The sequence below is a fragment of the Streptomyces sp. NBC_00377 genome (assembly GCF_036075115.1).
Taxonomy (GTDB): domain Bacteria; phylum Actinomycetota; class Actinomycetes; order Streptomycetales; family Streptomycetaceae; genus Streptomyces.
The window spans coordinates 7,843,368-7,858,842 of the sequence record NZ_CP107958.1; the positions used below are offsets into that span (position 1 = coordinate 7,843,368).

At 73.2% G+C, this 15,475-nt stretch carries 10 protein-coding genes; 6 read left to right on the forward strand and 4 right to left on the reverse strand.

The window, feature by feature from the left end:
* Positions 1 to 79: 79 nt before the first annotated feature.
* On the forward strand, positions 80 to 970 hold the full coding sequence (locus OHS71_RS34950) for a pirin family protein (protein WP_328484747.1): 891 nt from the start codon (positions 80 to 82) through the stop codon (positions 968 to 970).
* 34 nt (positions 971 to 1,004) lie between these two features.
* Here OHS71_RS34950 and OHS71_RS34955 read toward each other — a convergent pair whose 3' ends face one another.
* Positions 1,005 to 2,288: a YhgE/Pip domain-containing protein gene (locus tag OHS71_RS34955; protein WP_328483309.1), complete on the reverse strand. Its 1,284-nt coding sequence runs from the start codon at positions 2,286 to 2,288 to the stop codon at positions 1,005 to 1,007.
* A gap of 500 nt (positions 2,289 to 2,788) precedes the next feature.
* Between OHS71_RS34955 and OHS71_RS34960 the strand changes: the two genes are divergently transcribed.
* The 4 genes from OHS71_RS34960 to OHS71_RS34975 all read left to right on the forward strand — a co-directional run bounded on the left by OHS71_RS34960 (position 2,789) and on the right by OHS71_RS34975 (position 9,464).
* Positions 2,789 to 3,865 carry a PucR family transcriptional regulator gene (locus tag OHS71_RS34960; RefSeq protein ID WP_328483310.1) on the forward strand — a complete coding sequence of 359 codons (1,077 nt, stop codon included), beginning with the start codon at positions 2,789 to 2,791 and terminating at the stop codon, positions 3,863 to 3,865.
* A gap of 179 nt (positions 3,866 to 4,044) precedes the next feature.
* A complete protein-coding gene (locus OHS71_RS34965) occupies positions 4,045 to 4,485 on the forward strand; it encodes a hypothetical protein (protein WP_328483311.1) in 441 nt (146 codons plus the stop codon).
* 544 nt (positions 4,486 to 5,029) lie between these two features.
* Positions 5,030 to 6,739 carry a VanW family protein gene (locus tag OHS71_RS34970; RefSeq protein ID WP_328483312.1) on the forward strand — a complete coding sequence of 570 codons (1,710 nt, stop codon included), beginning with the start codon at positions 5,030 to 5,032 and terminating at the stop codon, positions 6,737 to 6,739.
* Positions 6,740 to 7,091: 352 nt separating this feature from the next.
* The gene (locus tag OHS71_RS34975) at positions 7,092 to 9,464 is read left to right on the forward strand and encodes a protein kinase domain-containing protein (protein WP_328483313.1); all 2,373 of its coding nucleotides are present in this window, start codon (positions 7,092 to 7,094) and stop codon (positions 9,462 to 9,464) included.
* Between the two features lie 195 nt (positions 9,465 to 9,659).
* Here the strand turns inward: OHS71_RS34975 and OHS71_RS34980 are convergent, their stop codons facing one another.
* Both OHS71_RS34980 and OHS71_RS34985 read right to left on the reverse strand, forming a co-directional pair.
* Entirely contained in the window at positions 9,660 to 11,561 is a 1,902-nt protein-coding gene (locus OHS71_RS34980; RefSeq protein ID WP_328483314.1) for a glycoside hydrolase family 97 protein, read from the reverse strand.
* A gap of 34 nt (positions 11,562 to 11,595) precedes the next feature.
* Positions 11,596 to 13,929 (reverse strand): glycosyl hydrolase family 95 catalytic domain-containing protein, encoded by a 2,334-nt coding sequence (locus tag OHS71_RS34985; protein ID WP_328484748.1) that lies wholly within the window; start codon positions 13,927 to 13,929, stop codon positions 11,596 to 11,598.
* 174 nt (positions 13,930 to 14,103) lie between these two features.
* Here OHS71_RS34985 and OHS71_RS34990 point away from each other — a divergent pair, with 174 nt between their 5' ends.
* Positions 14,104 to 14,793 carry a polysaccharide lyase family 7 protein gene (locus OHS71_RS34990; RefSeq protein ID WP_328483315.1) on the forward strand — a complete coding sequence of 230 codons (690 nt, stop codon included), beginning with the start codon at positions 14,104 to 14,106 and terminating at the stop codon, positions 14,791 to 14,793.
* Positions 14,794 to 14,811: 18 nt separating this feature from the next.
* Here OHS71_RS34990 and OHS71_RS34995 read toward each other — a convergent pair whose 3' ends face one another.
* Positions 14,812 to 15,471 carry a DUF6629 family protein gene (locus OHS71_RS34995; protein WP_328484749.1) on the reverse strand — a complete coding sequence of 220 codons (660 nt, stop codon included), beginning with the start codon at positions 15,469 to 15,471 and terminating at the stop codon, positions 14,812 to 14,814.
* Positions 15,472 to 15,475 lie beyond the last annotated feature (4 nt).

Below are 15,475 nucleotides of genomic sequence, written 5' to 3' on the forward strand. Positions count from 1 at the left end.
GCAGGAACGAGAGGTGCCCACGGTGAGCAAGGTCGAGGTACTCACGCCGAGAGACGTCCCGCTGGGCGGTCCCCGGGCGATGACCGTACGACGGACGCTGCCGCAGCGTACGCGCAGCCTCATCGGCGCGTGGTGCTTCGCCGACCACTACGGCCCCGACGACGTCGCCGACACCGGCGGCATGGACGTGGCCCCGCATCCCCACATCGGTCTGCAGACGGTGAGCTGGCTGTTCACCGGCGAGATCGAGCACCGGGACAGCCTCGGCAGCCACGCCTTCGTCCGCCCCGGCGAGCTCAACCTGATGACCGGCGGGCACGGCATCGCCCACACGGAGGTCTCCACCCCGGACACCACCGTCCTGCACGGCGTCCAGCTCTGGGTGGCCCTCCCGGACGCCCACCGCGACGCGCCGCGGGACTTCCAGCACCACGCCCCCGCCCCGGTGGACCTGCGCGGCGCCGAGATCAGGGTCTTCCTGGGCTCCCTCGCCGGGTCCGCCTCCCCGGTCCGCACCTTCACCCCGCTGCTCGGCGCCGAACTCGTCCTGCGGCCGGGCGCGGAGGTCAGCCTCGCCGTCGACCCCGCCTTCGAGCACGGCCTGCTCGTCGACACCGGCGAGCTGCGCTTCGCCGGCACCGTCCTGCGCCGCGCGGAACTCGGATACCTGGAACCCGGCTTCGGCCACCTCACCCTGACCAACGACTCGGACACCGACCCGGCCCGCGCGATCCTGCTCGGCGGCCCGCCGTTCGAGGAGGAGATCGTCATGTGGTGGAACTTCATCGGGCGCAGCCATGCGGACGTGGCGCGGGCCCGGGAGGACTGGACGGCGGAGCTCGCGCGGCCGGCGGGGCAACAGGGCCTGGGCAAACCCCGGTTCGGCGAGGTCGAGGGATACGACGGGGAGCCGCTGCCGGCCCCCGAACTGCCGTCGGTGCCGTTGCGGGCGCGAGGCAGGGCGCGCTGACCCGCGGTCTCGGCAAGGCTCTCGCACCCGCCGCTCAGGCGGGGGGCCGCGGGGTGAGGCGCCGGTGGCCCCTGCGGTCGTAGTACCCGGCCATCGCGAAACCGAAGAGCAGACCCGCGACCGCGCCGACCGCGATCATGATCCACGCCCGGGTCAGCCCCGCGTCGCCGCGCGCGTCGAAGTAGAGGATCGCCCGGACGCCGTCGCTGAGCTGGCGCATCGGCTCGAAGTAGGACAGGAAGCGGTAGAAGCCGGGCACGGCCTGGAGCGGGACGGTGGCGCCCGAGGAGGGCAGGCCGAGCACGATGAACACGAACATGGACACCAGCTGGCCGATCCCGCCGAAGGCCGCGTTGATGGCCTGGACGCCGAGGCCGACCGCGAGGGCCGCGCAGTAGGAGTAGACCCACAGCAGCGGGATGTGGGTCGCGTCCATGCCGAGGATGCCGACGCAGGCGAGCGTCACCAGGGAGACGCTGACGATCGTGATGCCGGCCGTCATGGCCATCTTCAGCAACAGCGTCTGGGTGCGGTTGATCGGCACCGTGGGGAACCGGGTGTGCCAGGGGCCGATCTCGTTGTCGGCGTAACCGAGCGCGGTGTCCACGCCGTTGCTGATGACGTTGCCGCCCATGAACCCGGCCAGTACCAGCAGCAGGGTGTAGTAGAAGGCGCTGAGACCGAGGCCGCTGTGGTCGCCGAGCGGGTGTCCGGCCTCGGTGGTGATGACGACCGGGTCGGCGAGCAGCAGTCGGCGTGTGGAGTCCGCCCCCTTGACGGCCGCCGTCAGCCGTTCGCCGATGGTCCGGGATGCCTGCTGGGCCGCCGTGGTGGTGATCCGGCTCGCGAGGGAGGAACCGAGGCTCCCCTTGGCGGGGTTGGTCAGCACCGTCATCCCGGGCCGCGTGGTCGCGTGCGTGGTGGTGAGCGCGGTCACGGAGTCGGTGAAGTCCGCGGGGATGACCAGGGCGCCGTACACCTTGCCCGAGTCCAGCTCGTCCTGGGCCCGGGCCCGGGACAGCTGCCGCCAGTCGGCGGCGTCGCTCGAGGTGTCCGAGGTGATGGCCGCGGCGATCTGGGTGCCGAGGTTCTGGCTCTGCCCGGCCGGCGGCCTGCCGGTGTCGCCGTTGACGAGTGCGATCGGCAGGTCGTGCAGATCGCGCTGCGGGCTGACGACGCCGCCCATGTAGAGCAGCGACAGCAGGAGGGCGAGCAGTCCGGTGAGGACCGTGGGCATCAGCCACAGCTTGGGACGGCGCACAAGCGTGGCGGCGCGTGCCTGCGGGCCGGGATCGGGGGTCGTGCCGTCGGCGGTCATGGTTCTCCGTCGGGTCTGGTACCTGGTGGGTGGGAAACCGGCTCCGGGGCGGGCCGGTCGTCCGCGGTTCGTCGGCCGGGACGAGGAGGTACGGCGGGCGCGGTACGGCGAGCGCCCCCAGTCTTGCCCCACCTCGGCCCGGGGGAGGGCAGGCGGTCACCGTGTCACCCCGCCGTAGGAGACCGCCGGGGGATGTCGAAAGCGCCGGCAGCCGGTCGGCCCGGCCTCGACCGGGCGAAGGCCGCCGCGGGGGACCGGAACGTCGGCACCGCGGGCAAGGCGACCTCGGGTGCCGCCGGCGGGGCCGGACGGGCGGGGCGCTCCGAAGGCGTCGCGGGGTCCGAACGTACTGGCGGCGCGCCGGTGCGTGCGGCCGTCCGCACGGGCCGCCGGGCAGACTTGCGCGCAAGTCCCGCCGGACGCGCCCGGCGCACCTCTCCGCCGTCGTACTGTTCGGTACGAACGCATGTCCGACGACGTCCTGACCGAACGGGGAGACCATGACCGGCCAGCACCCGTCCGAGCCGTTCCTCGACGGATTCGACCGGATCCTGGCGGACGCCGCGCGCACGGGCCGCCGGCTGACCCGCGACGAGATCGAGTCCCGCCGGGCGCTCGGCGCCCGGGCCGCCGAGGCCGGGCGCGGTTGGCGCGGCCTCGTCCACGCGCATCTCGTGGCCGGCCGGGAGAGCCGTCCGCGAGGAGCCGATCCCGACAGCGTCCTCGCCGTCGTCGAACAGGCCGTGGACGCCTTCGCCGACGGCTACGAAGGGGCACAGCGCCTCGTGATCCGCAAAGAGGAGGCGTCCCGCCGGGAGTTCATCGACGACCTGCTGCACGGGAGCAGCGCCGCGGGCCGACTCGCCGAGCGCTCCGAGCGGTTCGGGCTGAGGCTGTCCCGGGCCCATGCGGTCGCGGTGGCCGAGGGGCCGGCGAAGTACGACGAGACGGACCCCGTCGCCCGGCAGGTGGCGGACGAACTGTTCGGCCGCTTCGAGAAGCGGCGCATCCTGTTCACCACCAAGGACGGCCGGATGGTGTGCATCGCGCCCGCCGACCGCGACGAGGTCCTCACCCACTTCGCCCGGCACGTCCGTGCGGCCACGGGCGGCGCCCAGGTCGCCATCGGCCGCCCGCGGACGGGCCCGGTCGGCATCGGGCACAGTTACGAGGAGGCGCTGAACGCCCTGGACGTGGCCCAGCGCATGGGCCTCGACGAGCCGCTGCTGCGCGCCTCGGACCTCCTGGTCTTCCCCGTCCTGGCCCGGGACCGGCAGGCACTGGTGGATCTCGTGCAGGGTGCCCTCGGGCCGCTGGAACGGGCACGCGGCGGGGCGCGGCCCCTGCTCGACACCCTCACCACGTACTTCGACACCGGCTGCGTGGCCGCCGCCACGGCCCGGCGGCTCTCCCTCAGCGTGCGCGCGCTCACCTACCGCCTCGCCCGCATCCACACCCTGACCGGCACCGACCCCACCGACCCCGCCCACCGCCACGCCCTTCAGACCGCGGTCATCGGCGCCCGGCTGCTGGACTGGCCGGCCAGACCCCTGACCCCGGCCGAGATCTCCTCCTGAGGCGCGGCTCCCGCCCCCGCCCATTCCCGCTCGGGGTCCGTCGGCGCCCCCCGGCCGGCCCGGAGAACCGGGCGAGGCACGTGCGCTCCACGGCCGGGTGGGAGAATGCGTGCCGAGGTCCACGCTGCCATGGCGGCCGGCGTTCCCGGGGGCATGAGGGCCGGAAGGAAGCGTGGAGCATGATCGAGTGGGTGTCCCTCCGGGCCGGCGCCAGGCCCGTGCCCCAGCCCGTCGCGACCCCGGTGGTCTGGGCCACGGCCTTCGGCGGTGCACTGGTCCTGGTGGCGCTGCACAACCTGCTGGTGGGTTCGGACCGCCCGGGGTTCGCGCTGGCCGCGCTGTCCCTGCTGGCGGCGCTGCTGGGGCTCTGCGCCCGCTTCACCGCGGCCCCGGGCACGGCCGTCCTGTGCTGGCTGATCCTCAACGGTTTCGCCGTCCCGCCGGCCGGCACGCTCACCTGGGCCGGCCACCGGGACGCCTTCTGGCTCACCTGTCTGTGCGCGGCGGCTCTCGTCGGCACCGTCCTGGCCCGCATCGGCCAGGCCCGCGCCGCCTACCGGCGGATCGCCGCGGAGGTGACCCCGCCGACGGACCCGCACGAGGGTCCGCTCGGTTCCTGACGCTCGGCTCCCGACTTCTGCCTCCCGGCTCGCGGCTCGCGGACCTCAACTCCTGACGCCTGGCTCTTGCGTCCGGCCCCCGGCCCCCGGCCCCCGGCCCCCGGCCCCCGGCCCCTGGCCCCTGGCCCCCGGCCCCCGGCCCCCGGCCCCCGGCCCCCGGCCCCTGGCCCCCGGCCCCCGGCCCCCGGCCCCCGACGCCTGACTCTTGCGTCCGACCCCCGGTTCCCGGCTCCCGGACCCCGTCCCTGACGTCTGGCTCCTCCGTCCGACGCCGGGCTCACGGCTCCCGGCCGCCCGCGCGCCCGGCGGATCCCGACGGCCGGCGCGGCTCGGGCCGCGCCCGGGGCGGGGCACGGGCAGCCGGCCGCCCAGGCGGGGCGCGGGCGACGGAGGCACGGGCGCGCTTCAGGGGGACGTGATCCGGAACATACGTGTTCTGGGACATATGAGCCCATCGCCCAGTATGGGTAACTTGGGCGTCTTGCCCTGTGTGCGGTACCGCGTGCCGGGGCGCCCCCAGCCGACACGTCCGTCCAGGAGATCCATGCGCTCTCGAACCGCCTCCGTGCCGCCCCTCGCCCTGGCGGGCGGTGCGCTGACCGTCGGCGTCGGCGCTCTGTATCTGGCCGGACTGCTGGTCACGGGCGGTGAGATCGAGTCCGGTACGACGGTGCGCGGCGTGGACATCGGGGGCCTCAGCCGTACGGAGGCCATCCACAAGCTGGACAGGCGGCTCACGGCGGCCGGCGCGCGCGAGCTGACCGTGCGGGTCGGGGACCGCACCGCGCGCCTCGACCCGCGCCGGGCCGGACTCGCCTTCGACGCCGAGCGGACGGTCGACCGGGCGACGCGCAACGGCTCCGATCCGGTGGGCGTCTTCCGTGGGTTCTTCCGCTCGGGGGGCGAGCAGGAGCCGGTCGTCCGTCTGGACGAGACCAGGGCCCGCGCCGCTCTGGCGAAGCTGGCGGGGACGCTCGACCGGACGGTCCGCGAAGGCGCCGTCGGCTTCGCCGGCGGCCGGGTCCGGCAGGTCGCCCCCCGCAGTGGTCACGCACTGGACGTGGATGCCGCCGTCGGGACGCTGCGGACCGCCTTCCTGCACGGCGGCACGGCCGGGGTCACGGACCTGCCCGACCGCGAGACGCGGCCGAAGGTGACGGCGGACGAGGTGCGGCGGGCGGTGCGCGACTTCGCGCGGCCGGCCATGTCGGCGCCCGTGACGCTCACCGCGGGAGGCAAGCGGTTCACCATCGGCCAGGCCGTCCTGGGCGAGCACCTGACGATGCGGCCGGACGCCGCCGGGAGGCTGGTCCCGAAGCTGGACGCCAAGGGGCTGCGCGCCGGCCCCTCGGTGGCCCGCCCGCTGGCCGGCGTCACGACCGCCCCCGAGAACGCGGTGCTGCGGCTGGACGGCGACCGGGTCGTGGTGGCCCGCGACGCCCGGACCGGCGTGCAGGTCACCGACAAGGCGCTGGGCAAGGCGGTGCTGCCGCTGCTGACGCGGTCGGGCGGTGCCCGCACCGGGGAGGTGGCCGCCCGGCCGACCCGGCCGGAGGTGACCCGCGACAGCGCCGCCCGGCTGGGGCTGAGGGAGAAGATGTCCTCCTTCACCGTCCACTTCGAGCGGGCCGCCTACCGCACACAGAACATCGGGCGGGCCGCGCGGCTCATCGACGGCTCCGTCGTGAGGCCCGGTGAGACCTGGAGCTTCAACCGGACCGTGGGGCGGCGCACCGAGGCCAACGGTTTCGGCGAGGGCATCATGATCCTCGGCGGAGAGTTCACCAAGGCGCCCGGCGGCGGTGTCTCCACCGTGGCCACGACGATGTTCAACGCGATGTTCTTCGCCGGCGTCGAACCCCTGGAGCACGGCGCCCATTCCTTCTACATCGAGCGTTACCCGGAGGGCCGTGAGGCCACGGTCGCCTGGGGCAGCCTCGACCTGAGGTTCGCCAACGACTCGGGTCACGCCCTGTACATACAGGCCGAGGCCACCGACACCTCGGTGACCGTCAACTTCATCGGTACCAGAAAGTACGACGAGGTCAGGTCCGTCACCGGGCCCCGCACCAAGGTGACACAGCCGCGGCGGAAGGTGAGCACGGACGAGAAGTGCGTGCCGCAGACCCCGCTCGAGGGCTTCGACGTCACTGTCGACCGGGTCTTCTACGACGACGGCAGGGAAGTGCGGCGGGAGCCGTTCCGCACCCACTACACCCCGCGGGACGAGGTCACGTGCGAGACGGGCCGCTGAGCGGGAGCGGAGGCGGGCGGGGGCGATGAGAACGCGGGGTGACCTTCGGCACATCGGAGGTCTCCGGCCGGGTTGGTGATTTCATTCTGCACTTATGTCCCGGCTGTTGCTTCTGTCGCACTGTTCCCGCAGGACGGGCACGTGTCACCCGATCTCTGACGGGTCGTCATATCGCGTTCCCGAGGCACGGGCTGGACGGAACGCTCAGGTCCGGGACAGCGAAAACGGTTGCCGACAAGCACTCTCGTCCGCCGTTCCAGCCTCTAGTCTGCTGCCAGACCCCCCACAGGGCCTTCCCCCGCGGCGTGGGCGGGACTCCCGCCCGTACCACCGAGAACAGGCGGCCGAGGGCATGCAGCCACTGCACCCAGAAGATCCCGAGCAGCTAGGGCCCTACCGTCCGGTGGCCCGCCTCGGAGCAGGCGGCATGGGCCGCGTCTATCTGGCCACGTCGTCGGCCGGCCGTACCGTCGCGCTCAAGGTCATCCGTCCCGAGATGGCCGAGGACAAGAACTTCCGGATCCGCTTCAGGCGCGAGGTGGCCGCCGCGGCGGCGGTCGGCGGTGTGTACACGGCCCCCGTGGTGGACGCGGCGCCCGACGACGAGACGCCCTGGCTCGCCACCGCCTACGTACCCGGCCCCACCCTGGCCGAGGCGGTCGCCGCGCACGGGCCGCTGCCGGTGGAGACGGTCCTCGCGCTGGGCGCGGGCATCGCCGAGGCGCTGATCGCCGTACACGCCGAAGGGCTGGTGCACCGCGACCTCAAACCGTCCAACGTACTGCTGGCCGCGGACGGTCCGCGCGTCATCGACTTCGGCATCGTCCGGGCCCGGGACGGCTATCAACTCACCGGTTCGGGCGGTCTGTTCGGCTCCCTCGACTACGTCTGCCCCGAACAGGCCACCGGTGATCCGGTGGGACCGGAGGGGGACGTCTTCTGCCTGGGCTCGGTGCTCGCCTTCGCCGCGTCCGGACACGCGCCGTTCAGCGGGGCCGCGGCGGCCGCCCTGCTCTACCAGGTGGTCCACGGCGCGGCCGATCTCACGCTGGTGCCCGAGCCGTTGGACAAGATCATCAGCCTCTGTCACGCCAAGGACCCGGTCCTTCGTGTCAGCCCCGACCGCCTCTCCGCGGCCTGCGCGCCAGGCGGTGCCGAACTGGTGCTGACGGAGGGCTGGCTGCCCGCCCGGGTGGCCGCCATGGTCGACGACCGCCGGGCTGCCGCCGCGGACCTCGACCGCCTCGCGCGGACCCTGACCGCCGTACGGCCCGCAGCCGACGCACCCGGCGCCGATGCGTCCACCGCGTCCGGCCGCCGCGGACCGGCACGGCCGCCGGCAGGGCCCTCCGGGGAGGACACCACCGGCGGCGGAGGCGACGGGGCGGACCAGGATCGCGTCCTGCCCGACGGCGGCGCCGGCGACCGCGCGGCCGGTGGAGCCGCCGGCGGCGTGCCGCCCACCGCCGAGCCGCCGGAGCGGTTGTCCCCAGAGGTGCCGACGCCCACGGCGGAACCGGTGGTGGAACGTTCCGCCACCCCCGCGCACCGGCGTGCCCCCGGACGGTCCGTCGTCGGTCGGCGCACTCTTCTCGCCGTGACCGCGGGCGCGGCCCTGGCGGGGGGCACGGCCCTGGTCGTCAGAGGGAGAACCGGCGGCCGGCAGACGCCTCGGCTCGGTCCGGCCCCCGAGCCGACCTGGGTCTACCGCGGCAGCCCGTTGCTCCAGGCGCCGGCCGTCTTCAACGACGGCACGGCCCTGATGAAGACCCGCCCCGGCAACATGATCTGCCTCGACCTGGCGAACGGCTCCCGGCCCAGATGGCTCTACCAGGGCATCAGTCTCTCGCCCAGCCCGGTCCTGCTGGCCGACGGCGCCGCGGTCGCGCTCGGCACCGGTGCGACCCTGATCGGCGTCGACCCGGCCGCCGGCACCGAGAAGTTCACCCTGGACTTCGGCCAGGACTTCCAGTTCGACCAGATCTTCGGCATGTACGACGGCTACGTCGTCTCGGTCCTCGGCGCCAAGCTGGAACGCCGGTCCGAGGAGCAGGGCGTCGCGACCTCCACCAGCGCGGTCTTCGCCGTCGACCTCAGGGCCCGCCGGGCCGTCGTCATACCGATCGACCCCGAGGACGTCGGCATTCCCCTCCAGCCCGTCATCACGTCCGACTCCTTCGTCTACGCCGACGGACTGCGCAACGTCACGGTCCGCGGCACCCGCGACGGCGGCGGCCTGCGCTGGCGGCACCCGGTGGGCTACGACCTGCGGCCTGGGCTCGCGGTGCTCGGCGGGACGGTCTTCGCCATCGGCTCCGAGTTCATCGCCCTGGACCTCGCCACCGGGAAGCTCCGCTGGAAGGCGAAGGCGGAACGCGGCATGTTCGCCTCCCTCGGGGCGGCCGGCAACACGGTCTACGCCACGGGCACCGATCCCTACGGCGTCCACGCCTTCAACGCGGCGACCGGCGACCGGCGTTGGTTCTGCGAGACCCCCCGCCTCAACGTCGACCACCCGATCGCGGTGGGGGCGCACTCCGTCCATGTTCCGGCCTTCGAGAACAAGAACGGCTTCTACGCGATCGACACCGCCTCCGGCCGTCTGCTGTGGAACTTCACCGACGGCCGCGAGACCGGCGTCAACGACTGGCAGCTCTCCTGCGACGGAGCCGGACACCTGGTGGCCCAGCACTTCGACCGGGCCTACGGACTGCCCGTCACCTGAGGACGGGGGCCCGGGCAACGGCCCCCCGGCAGCGCCCCCTTCGGTCCCCGCCGGCCGCCGCACGCCCGGACGGGGACCGACGCGACGGTCAGGTCCCCGCCCGGGAGGCTGCACCCCCGGCGCGGCGCGCGTACGGGGAAGCCGTCCCCGCACGCGCGCCGCGCCGCCCCTGTCCGCCCGGTGAGCGCGGAGTGCTCAGCGGTGGCAGGTGGTGACGCCCGGCCGCCAGGGGCAGGCGAGGGCCGCGAAACCGCCGCCTGCGACCACGTCGACGGTGAGCGTGTCCCCGCCGCGCAGCACCCGCCGGTCCTGGACGAGGCCGTCGGCGCCGTCCCCGATCGTCTCGACCAGCCACCGCCCCGGACCGACGGACAGCGGCACCTCGGCCGTGCGGGCCGCACCCGCGTACACCCCGCCGATGAACCAGCGGTCACCGCTGCGGCGGGCGAGCACCGCCTCCTGCCCGGGCTGTCCGGCCAGCAGACGGGTGTCGTCCCAGGCCGCCGGCACCTGGTCGAAGTAGGCCCGGGCAAGCGGCCGTACGTCGTACGACTCGGGGGTGCCGGCGAACATCTGGAGCCCCGACTCGTAGGCGACGCTCAACCCGACCTCGGCCGCGTCGGAGTTGGGCCGCAGACCGACGCGCTGGAAGGCGCCAGGAGTGAAGTCCATGGAGCCGATGACGTTGCGGGTGAAGGGCAGGGTGGTGAGGTGCGCGGCGGTGTTCGTCCGCTTCTCCTCGCCGCCGACGCCCTCCAGGGTCATCACCTGCGGCCAGGTGCGCTGGATGCCCTTGGGGATCGTCGAACCGTGGAAGTCGACCAGGAGGTGGTGGGCGGCGGTCTCCGGGAGGATGGCGTCGTACCACCGGAGCATCGACTGTGCCTCGGAGTTCATGAAGTCGATCTTGACGCCCTTGACGCCCCACCGCTCCAGGGCGGGCAGCCACTGCGCTCGTTCCTCGGGGGTGTCCAGGTCGCGCTGGTGGATCCAGACGATGATCCCGACGCCCTTGGCCCGCGCGTACTCGACGAGTTCCGGCATCCAGCTGTTCGTCTGCCAGTCGGGGTCGGTGACGTCCCACTCGTCCTTCTTGAAGTACCAGCCCGAGTCGACGGCCTCGTAGGGCCAGTTCCGTTCGGCGGCGTAGTCCACGTAGGCCTTCTGCGCCGCGAGGCTCTGTCCCGCCGCACGGCCGCCGGCGAGCCAGGTCCACAGCACGGTGCCGGGCCGGATCCACCGCGGGTCGGCGACCTTGGAGGCGGGGGCGAGGTCGTCGGTGAAGGTGGACCGGGTGACGGTGGCGAGGTCGCCGGTCACCATCGCCCGCCAGGAGGTGGCGAGCGGACCGTCGGCCTCGACCTGTTCGTCGGCGAGTTGGACGCGGTAGGCGCCGCTGCCCTGCGTGTGGGCGAGCCTGGCCCCCGAGTAGCTGCCGGTGAGGTCGGACTCGGCCAGCAGGATGTAGCCGCCGGGGGTGGAGAACAGCGCTTGCGGGGAGTAGGCGTTGGTGGGCGCGGTGGCCGCCGTGTACGGTGCGAACTGGCCCTCGTTGTCGACCCGGTAGGTGCTGAGCCAGGCGCCCGCGTCCGCCGGCAGGTTGAACGCGGAGGTCTCGCCGAGCACGTCGCCGTACGCGGCGGGCAGGACGTACCGGTAGGCGACGCCGTCGGCGGAGGCGCGGACCACGAGGTCGAGCCGGGCGCCGGCGGTGGTGGCGAACGACAGCCGGGTCTCGTTCATACGGACCCGGCGGTCCAGCCGTTTGCCGGACTTCGTCCGGTACCGCTCGTCGACCAGCCGGTCCTTGCGGCGCAGGAAGCGCAGGTCCTTGGAGAAGTCGGCCTGTTCGGTGACGATGCCGACGGGCGACGGCTCGACGACCGTACGGCCGTCGCGGGACACCGCGAGGCTCAGCGAGCCGGTGGTGTCGTCCAGGGCTATCCGCGCACGGGGCGCGTGGGGAGCCGCCGAGACGGCCCAGACATGGTCGCGGGAGACCGTGTCCTGCCCGGCCCGCGCGGGGACGGTCGTGAGGAGTGTGGCCACCAGCCCGGCGCAGAGCGTGGCGACCGCGGTTCTGATCGGAACAGCCATGTGAGTCTTTCCTGTTGGTCCGGGCGGGCGGTGGTTACGGCAGGCCCCAGGCCGCGCCCGGTTCGCTGACGGCGACCGGCGCGATGACGAGGTCGGGGCGGGAGCCGGAGTGGATCAGCACCTCGCGGCCCTTGGGCAGGTCGATGGAGAGCACACCGCCGCCGAGGTCGTGGGTGCGGGCCGGGCTGCCGTCGTCGAGGAGCACGGTGAGCCGGCCGCTGAGACCGTGGCGCACCTGGAGCGGCTCGCCCGCCAGGCTCCTGATCCGGATGAACCGGGTCGCCCCCGCCTTGCGGACGGCGCTGACCAGGAACGCGCCCTGGGCGCGGAAGTCGTGCAGGGTGACGTCCGCCCAGGCGGCCGGGACGGCCGGGAAGACCCGGATCACGCCGTTCCAGCTCTGGCAGAACATGTCGTGCAGGGACTGCGAGGCGGACAGCGGCGTCTCGATGACCGGACCGGCCTCGGTGTAGTGCGTGTTGGGCCGGCAGGGGAAGCGGGTGGTGGGGTCGAAGAACTTCCGCAGATACGAGATCGCGGTGTCGCCGTCGCCGGCCATCGCGTACATGGAGGCGGCCCCGGTGTAGCTGTAGCCCCGGTGGGCGCCGGTCAGCGAGTGCCAGTGCACGAGGGACCTGGTGATCAGGTCGCGGCTCTCGGGCTGGTCCCAGTTGACGAGGTACAGCGGATACACCATCAGCAGGTGTGAATAGTGCCGGTGGGACTGGGCGTACGGGGTGTCCGCGCCGATCATGAAGCCGTTGGCGTCGACCGGGTACGGCGTGAGCTTGGCGAGCACCTCCCGCCACCGCGGCGCCAGTTCGTCGTCGATCCCGAGCAGGTCGGCGGAGTCGATGAGCGTTCGGCAGCCCCAGCGGATGAGCGCCAGGTCGTAGTTGGTGTCCTGCGGCGGCACGACGGGGTACTCGGGTGAGAGCGTGCTCGGCAGATGGAGCTTGCCGTCGCTGCCCGGCGTGAGGAAGTGCAGGTAGTAGTTGATCGCCCGACGCAGCACCGGGTAGACCGTGTCGCGCAGCAGGGCCTTGTCCATGGAGTGCCGGTAGGACAGCCACACGTTGTGCAGCGCCCAGGTGAGGTCGCCGGTCTCCGCGCCGGTGCCGGGCCGTCCCACGGTCCGGTTGGCGAACATGTCGGAGCTGCGGCCGACGCCGGCGCTGTCCGAGCGGTAGGCGGCGGGCACGTTGGCGGTCAGCTGTTCCTGGCTCTGGCGCAGCGTCGTGGCGAGCGAGTCCAGTTCGGGGTGGTTGAAGCCATGGATGAGCCAGTACTCCAGCTGGACGTTGAGGTTCCACCACACCGCCGGCCAGGGCGTGGGCTCCAGCCAGGGCCCCGACGTGGCCATGACCGGGCCGCCCGAGCGGCTGGCGGAGGCGACCTTGTAGAGCTGGATCCAGTGGAAGCTCTGCAACCGCTGGTCGGGGAACGACACGAAGCTCTTGGGGTAGAACGCGTGCCACCAGTCGGTGTGCCGCCGTCTGAGGGTCCCGTACGAGGACGCGCGCCGCAGGTTGCGCAGCGAGTCGGTCTCGGCGGCGGTGCCGGAGGGGAAGCTGTGCCCGACGCTCAGGAGCAGCTCGCTGCCGGCGCGGCGGTACGCGGTGGCGGTCAGGCCGCCGCCGGTCAGCGGCTGGAGCACCTGCTCCGTGCCGTCGGCGGCGGTCTTGGTGGTCCAGGCCGGGTTGGCCGTGTAGCCGGCGGGCGGCTCCTCCTGGATCCGGCGGGGGCTGAGGGCCTCCTCGGGATGGAAGGTCCAGGTGACCTTCTCGCCGCCGCTCGCCGTCACCCGGGTGGCCAGTACCTCGTCGTGGATGAGGGCGGAGAGCGTGAGTTTCCCGGCGGTCGTGGTGACGGTTCCCGTGAGCTCGGCGTTCCACAGGCTCAGTCGCCAGTCGACGGCGGTGATGGTGCCGACGGGATCGAGAGTGAGGTGTCCGACGGGCAGGCGGCAGGTGCCCCAGCCGCTGCCGAACTCGGGCCGGTGGTCCTGCACCCGGCCGTGCTGGACGGTGAAGCGGATGCGGTTTGCGTCCGGCTCCTGGTAGATCATGCTGCCGAGCAGTCCGTCACCGAGGAACGGACCCTCGTACCAGCGGGTGGGCAGCGTCCTCCACAACAGGTCCTGGCCGCGCAGGAACGCGGACCACGCGCTGTCGGTGGCCACGGCGGAGCGGAGTTTCCACGGGCTCTTGCCTGCTGCCGCCGCACCGGCGCCGGCGGACCGCACCGCCGGTAAGAACTCGTCCGCGTGGGCCGTTGCGGGCAGGGCCGCGACAGCCGCACCGCCCAGCGCGGTGCCGATCACGGCTCTGCGGGGCAGGGGGGAGCGCTTCCCCGGCTGCGAGGTCATCATCGTCCTCCAGGAACCTGACGGGTCGTCGATACATCGGGTGTATTCGGAACTTAGGCAGGCCCGTTGAGCCTGTCAATGCTCCGGAGTCCTTGACTCCTCCGATGTATTGCGCTTGCCTGCTGGCAGGTTCCTGACTGACCGACTCCATCCGCCACCGGAAGGAAACGCGTGATGAACAGGAGATCCGTCTTACGGGCCGGGGCCGGCCTGCTGGCCGGCGGCGCCGCCCTCACCCTGCCGCCCGCCCCGCTCGCCGGCGCCGCGACCGCAACGTCGGCCGCCGATCCGACCGACGGCTGGACGCAGACCTCGTTCTCGTACAGCTGGCAGAAACCCTGGAACCTCGACCTCGCCGACCGGCACGCCTACAGCGGCGGTGTCCACCGCATGTGGGTGTACGACACCGACGAGCCGTTCGAGGAAGGCAGTTCGACCGACCCGCGCACCGAGATGCGCTGGAAGGTGGACTACAGGACGGGCGAGCGCATGTGGGACGCCGACGTCTACCTCCCGTCCGGCACCGACGGCGCGTCCTTCGTCCAGATCCTGCGCGGCGTCCACCCCTCGGGCACCCCGGCCACCGACATCATGCTCAACGTCTACGACACGGGCGGCGGCACCGTGCGGCGCTACGACGGCACCGTGCTCAGGACGAACGCCTTCGACACCTGGTTCAACGTGAAGATCGCCCACGCCGCGACCAGCGGTACCGGAACAGTCAAGGTCTACTTCGACGACTCCCTCGTCCTGACGGTAGCCGACCGGGGCCCCGCCACGCGGTACTTCAAGAACGGCGTCTACAACCACGGTTCCGGCCGTGCCGAGGCCCGGTTCCGCAACATCGCCTACTGGACGCGCTGACCACACCGCAGCCCGGTCTCACCGAGCGGGGCCGGAGCTCCGCGACCGGCCCGGCGGCAACCGCGCCGGGTCCGGGCGCCTGCGTACCCAGTCGAGCAGCAGCACCGAGCTCACCGCGGCGAAGGCGCACCAGGTCGAGACGAACTCCAGCCGCCACAGCGCGAAGCAGGCCGACGCGCCCGCCCCGGTCACCACCCCCAGCACCAGCAGCCGGCGGTCGCCGGAGAGCAGCAGGGAGCCGACCGTGGCCAGGAGGTAGCCCGCGACGAGCACGGCCGGGTGCGGTAGGTCCACCGCGTACCCGACCGTGCGGCCGCGGATCTCCGCGGTCACCGGCCCGGAGGCGATCGCGGACGCCGACGCCACCGCGGCCACGACGCCGATCGCGAGAAGGAGCGTCAGTCTGCGCCGGGCGGCCGGCGGAGCCGCGCACCATACCCCGGCCGGCACCCACACGGCCAGCAGCGGCAGCGCGATCACGGCCCACAGGACGGTCGCGGGCCCGCGACCCCTGCCCGAGTGCCAGACGGCCGCCTCCACGATCTGATGAAACCCGAGCAGCAGCGGCAGGGCGGCGAGGGGAAGATCCCGGCCGCTGCGCACCCGCGTCACACAGGCGACCCCGACCGCCGCCACACCGGCGCCCGCCACCAGGTCGGCCGTCGCACTCCAACACATCACG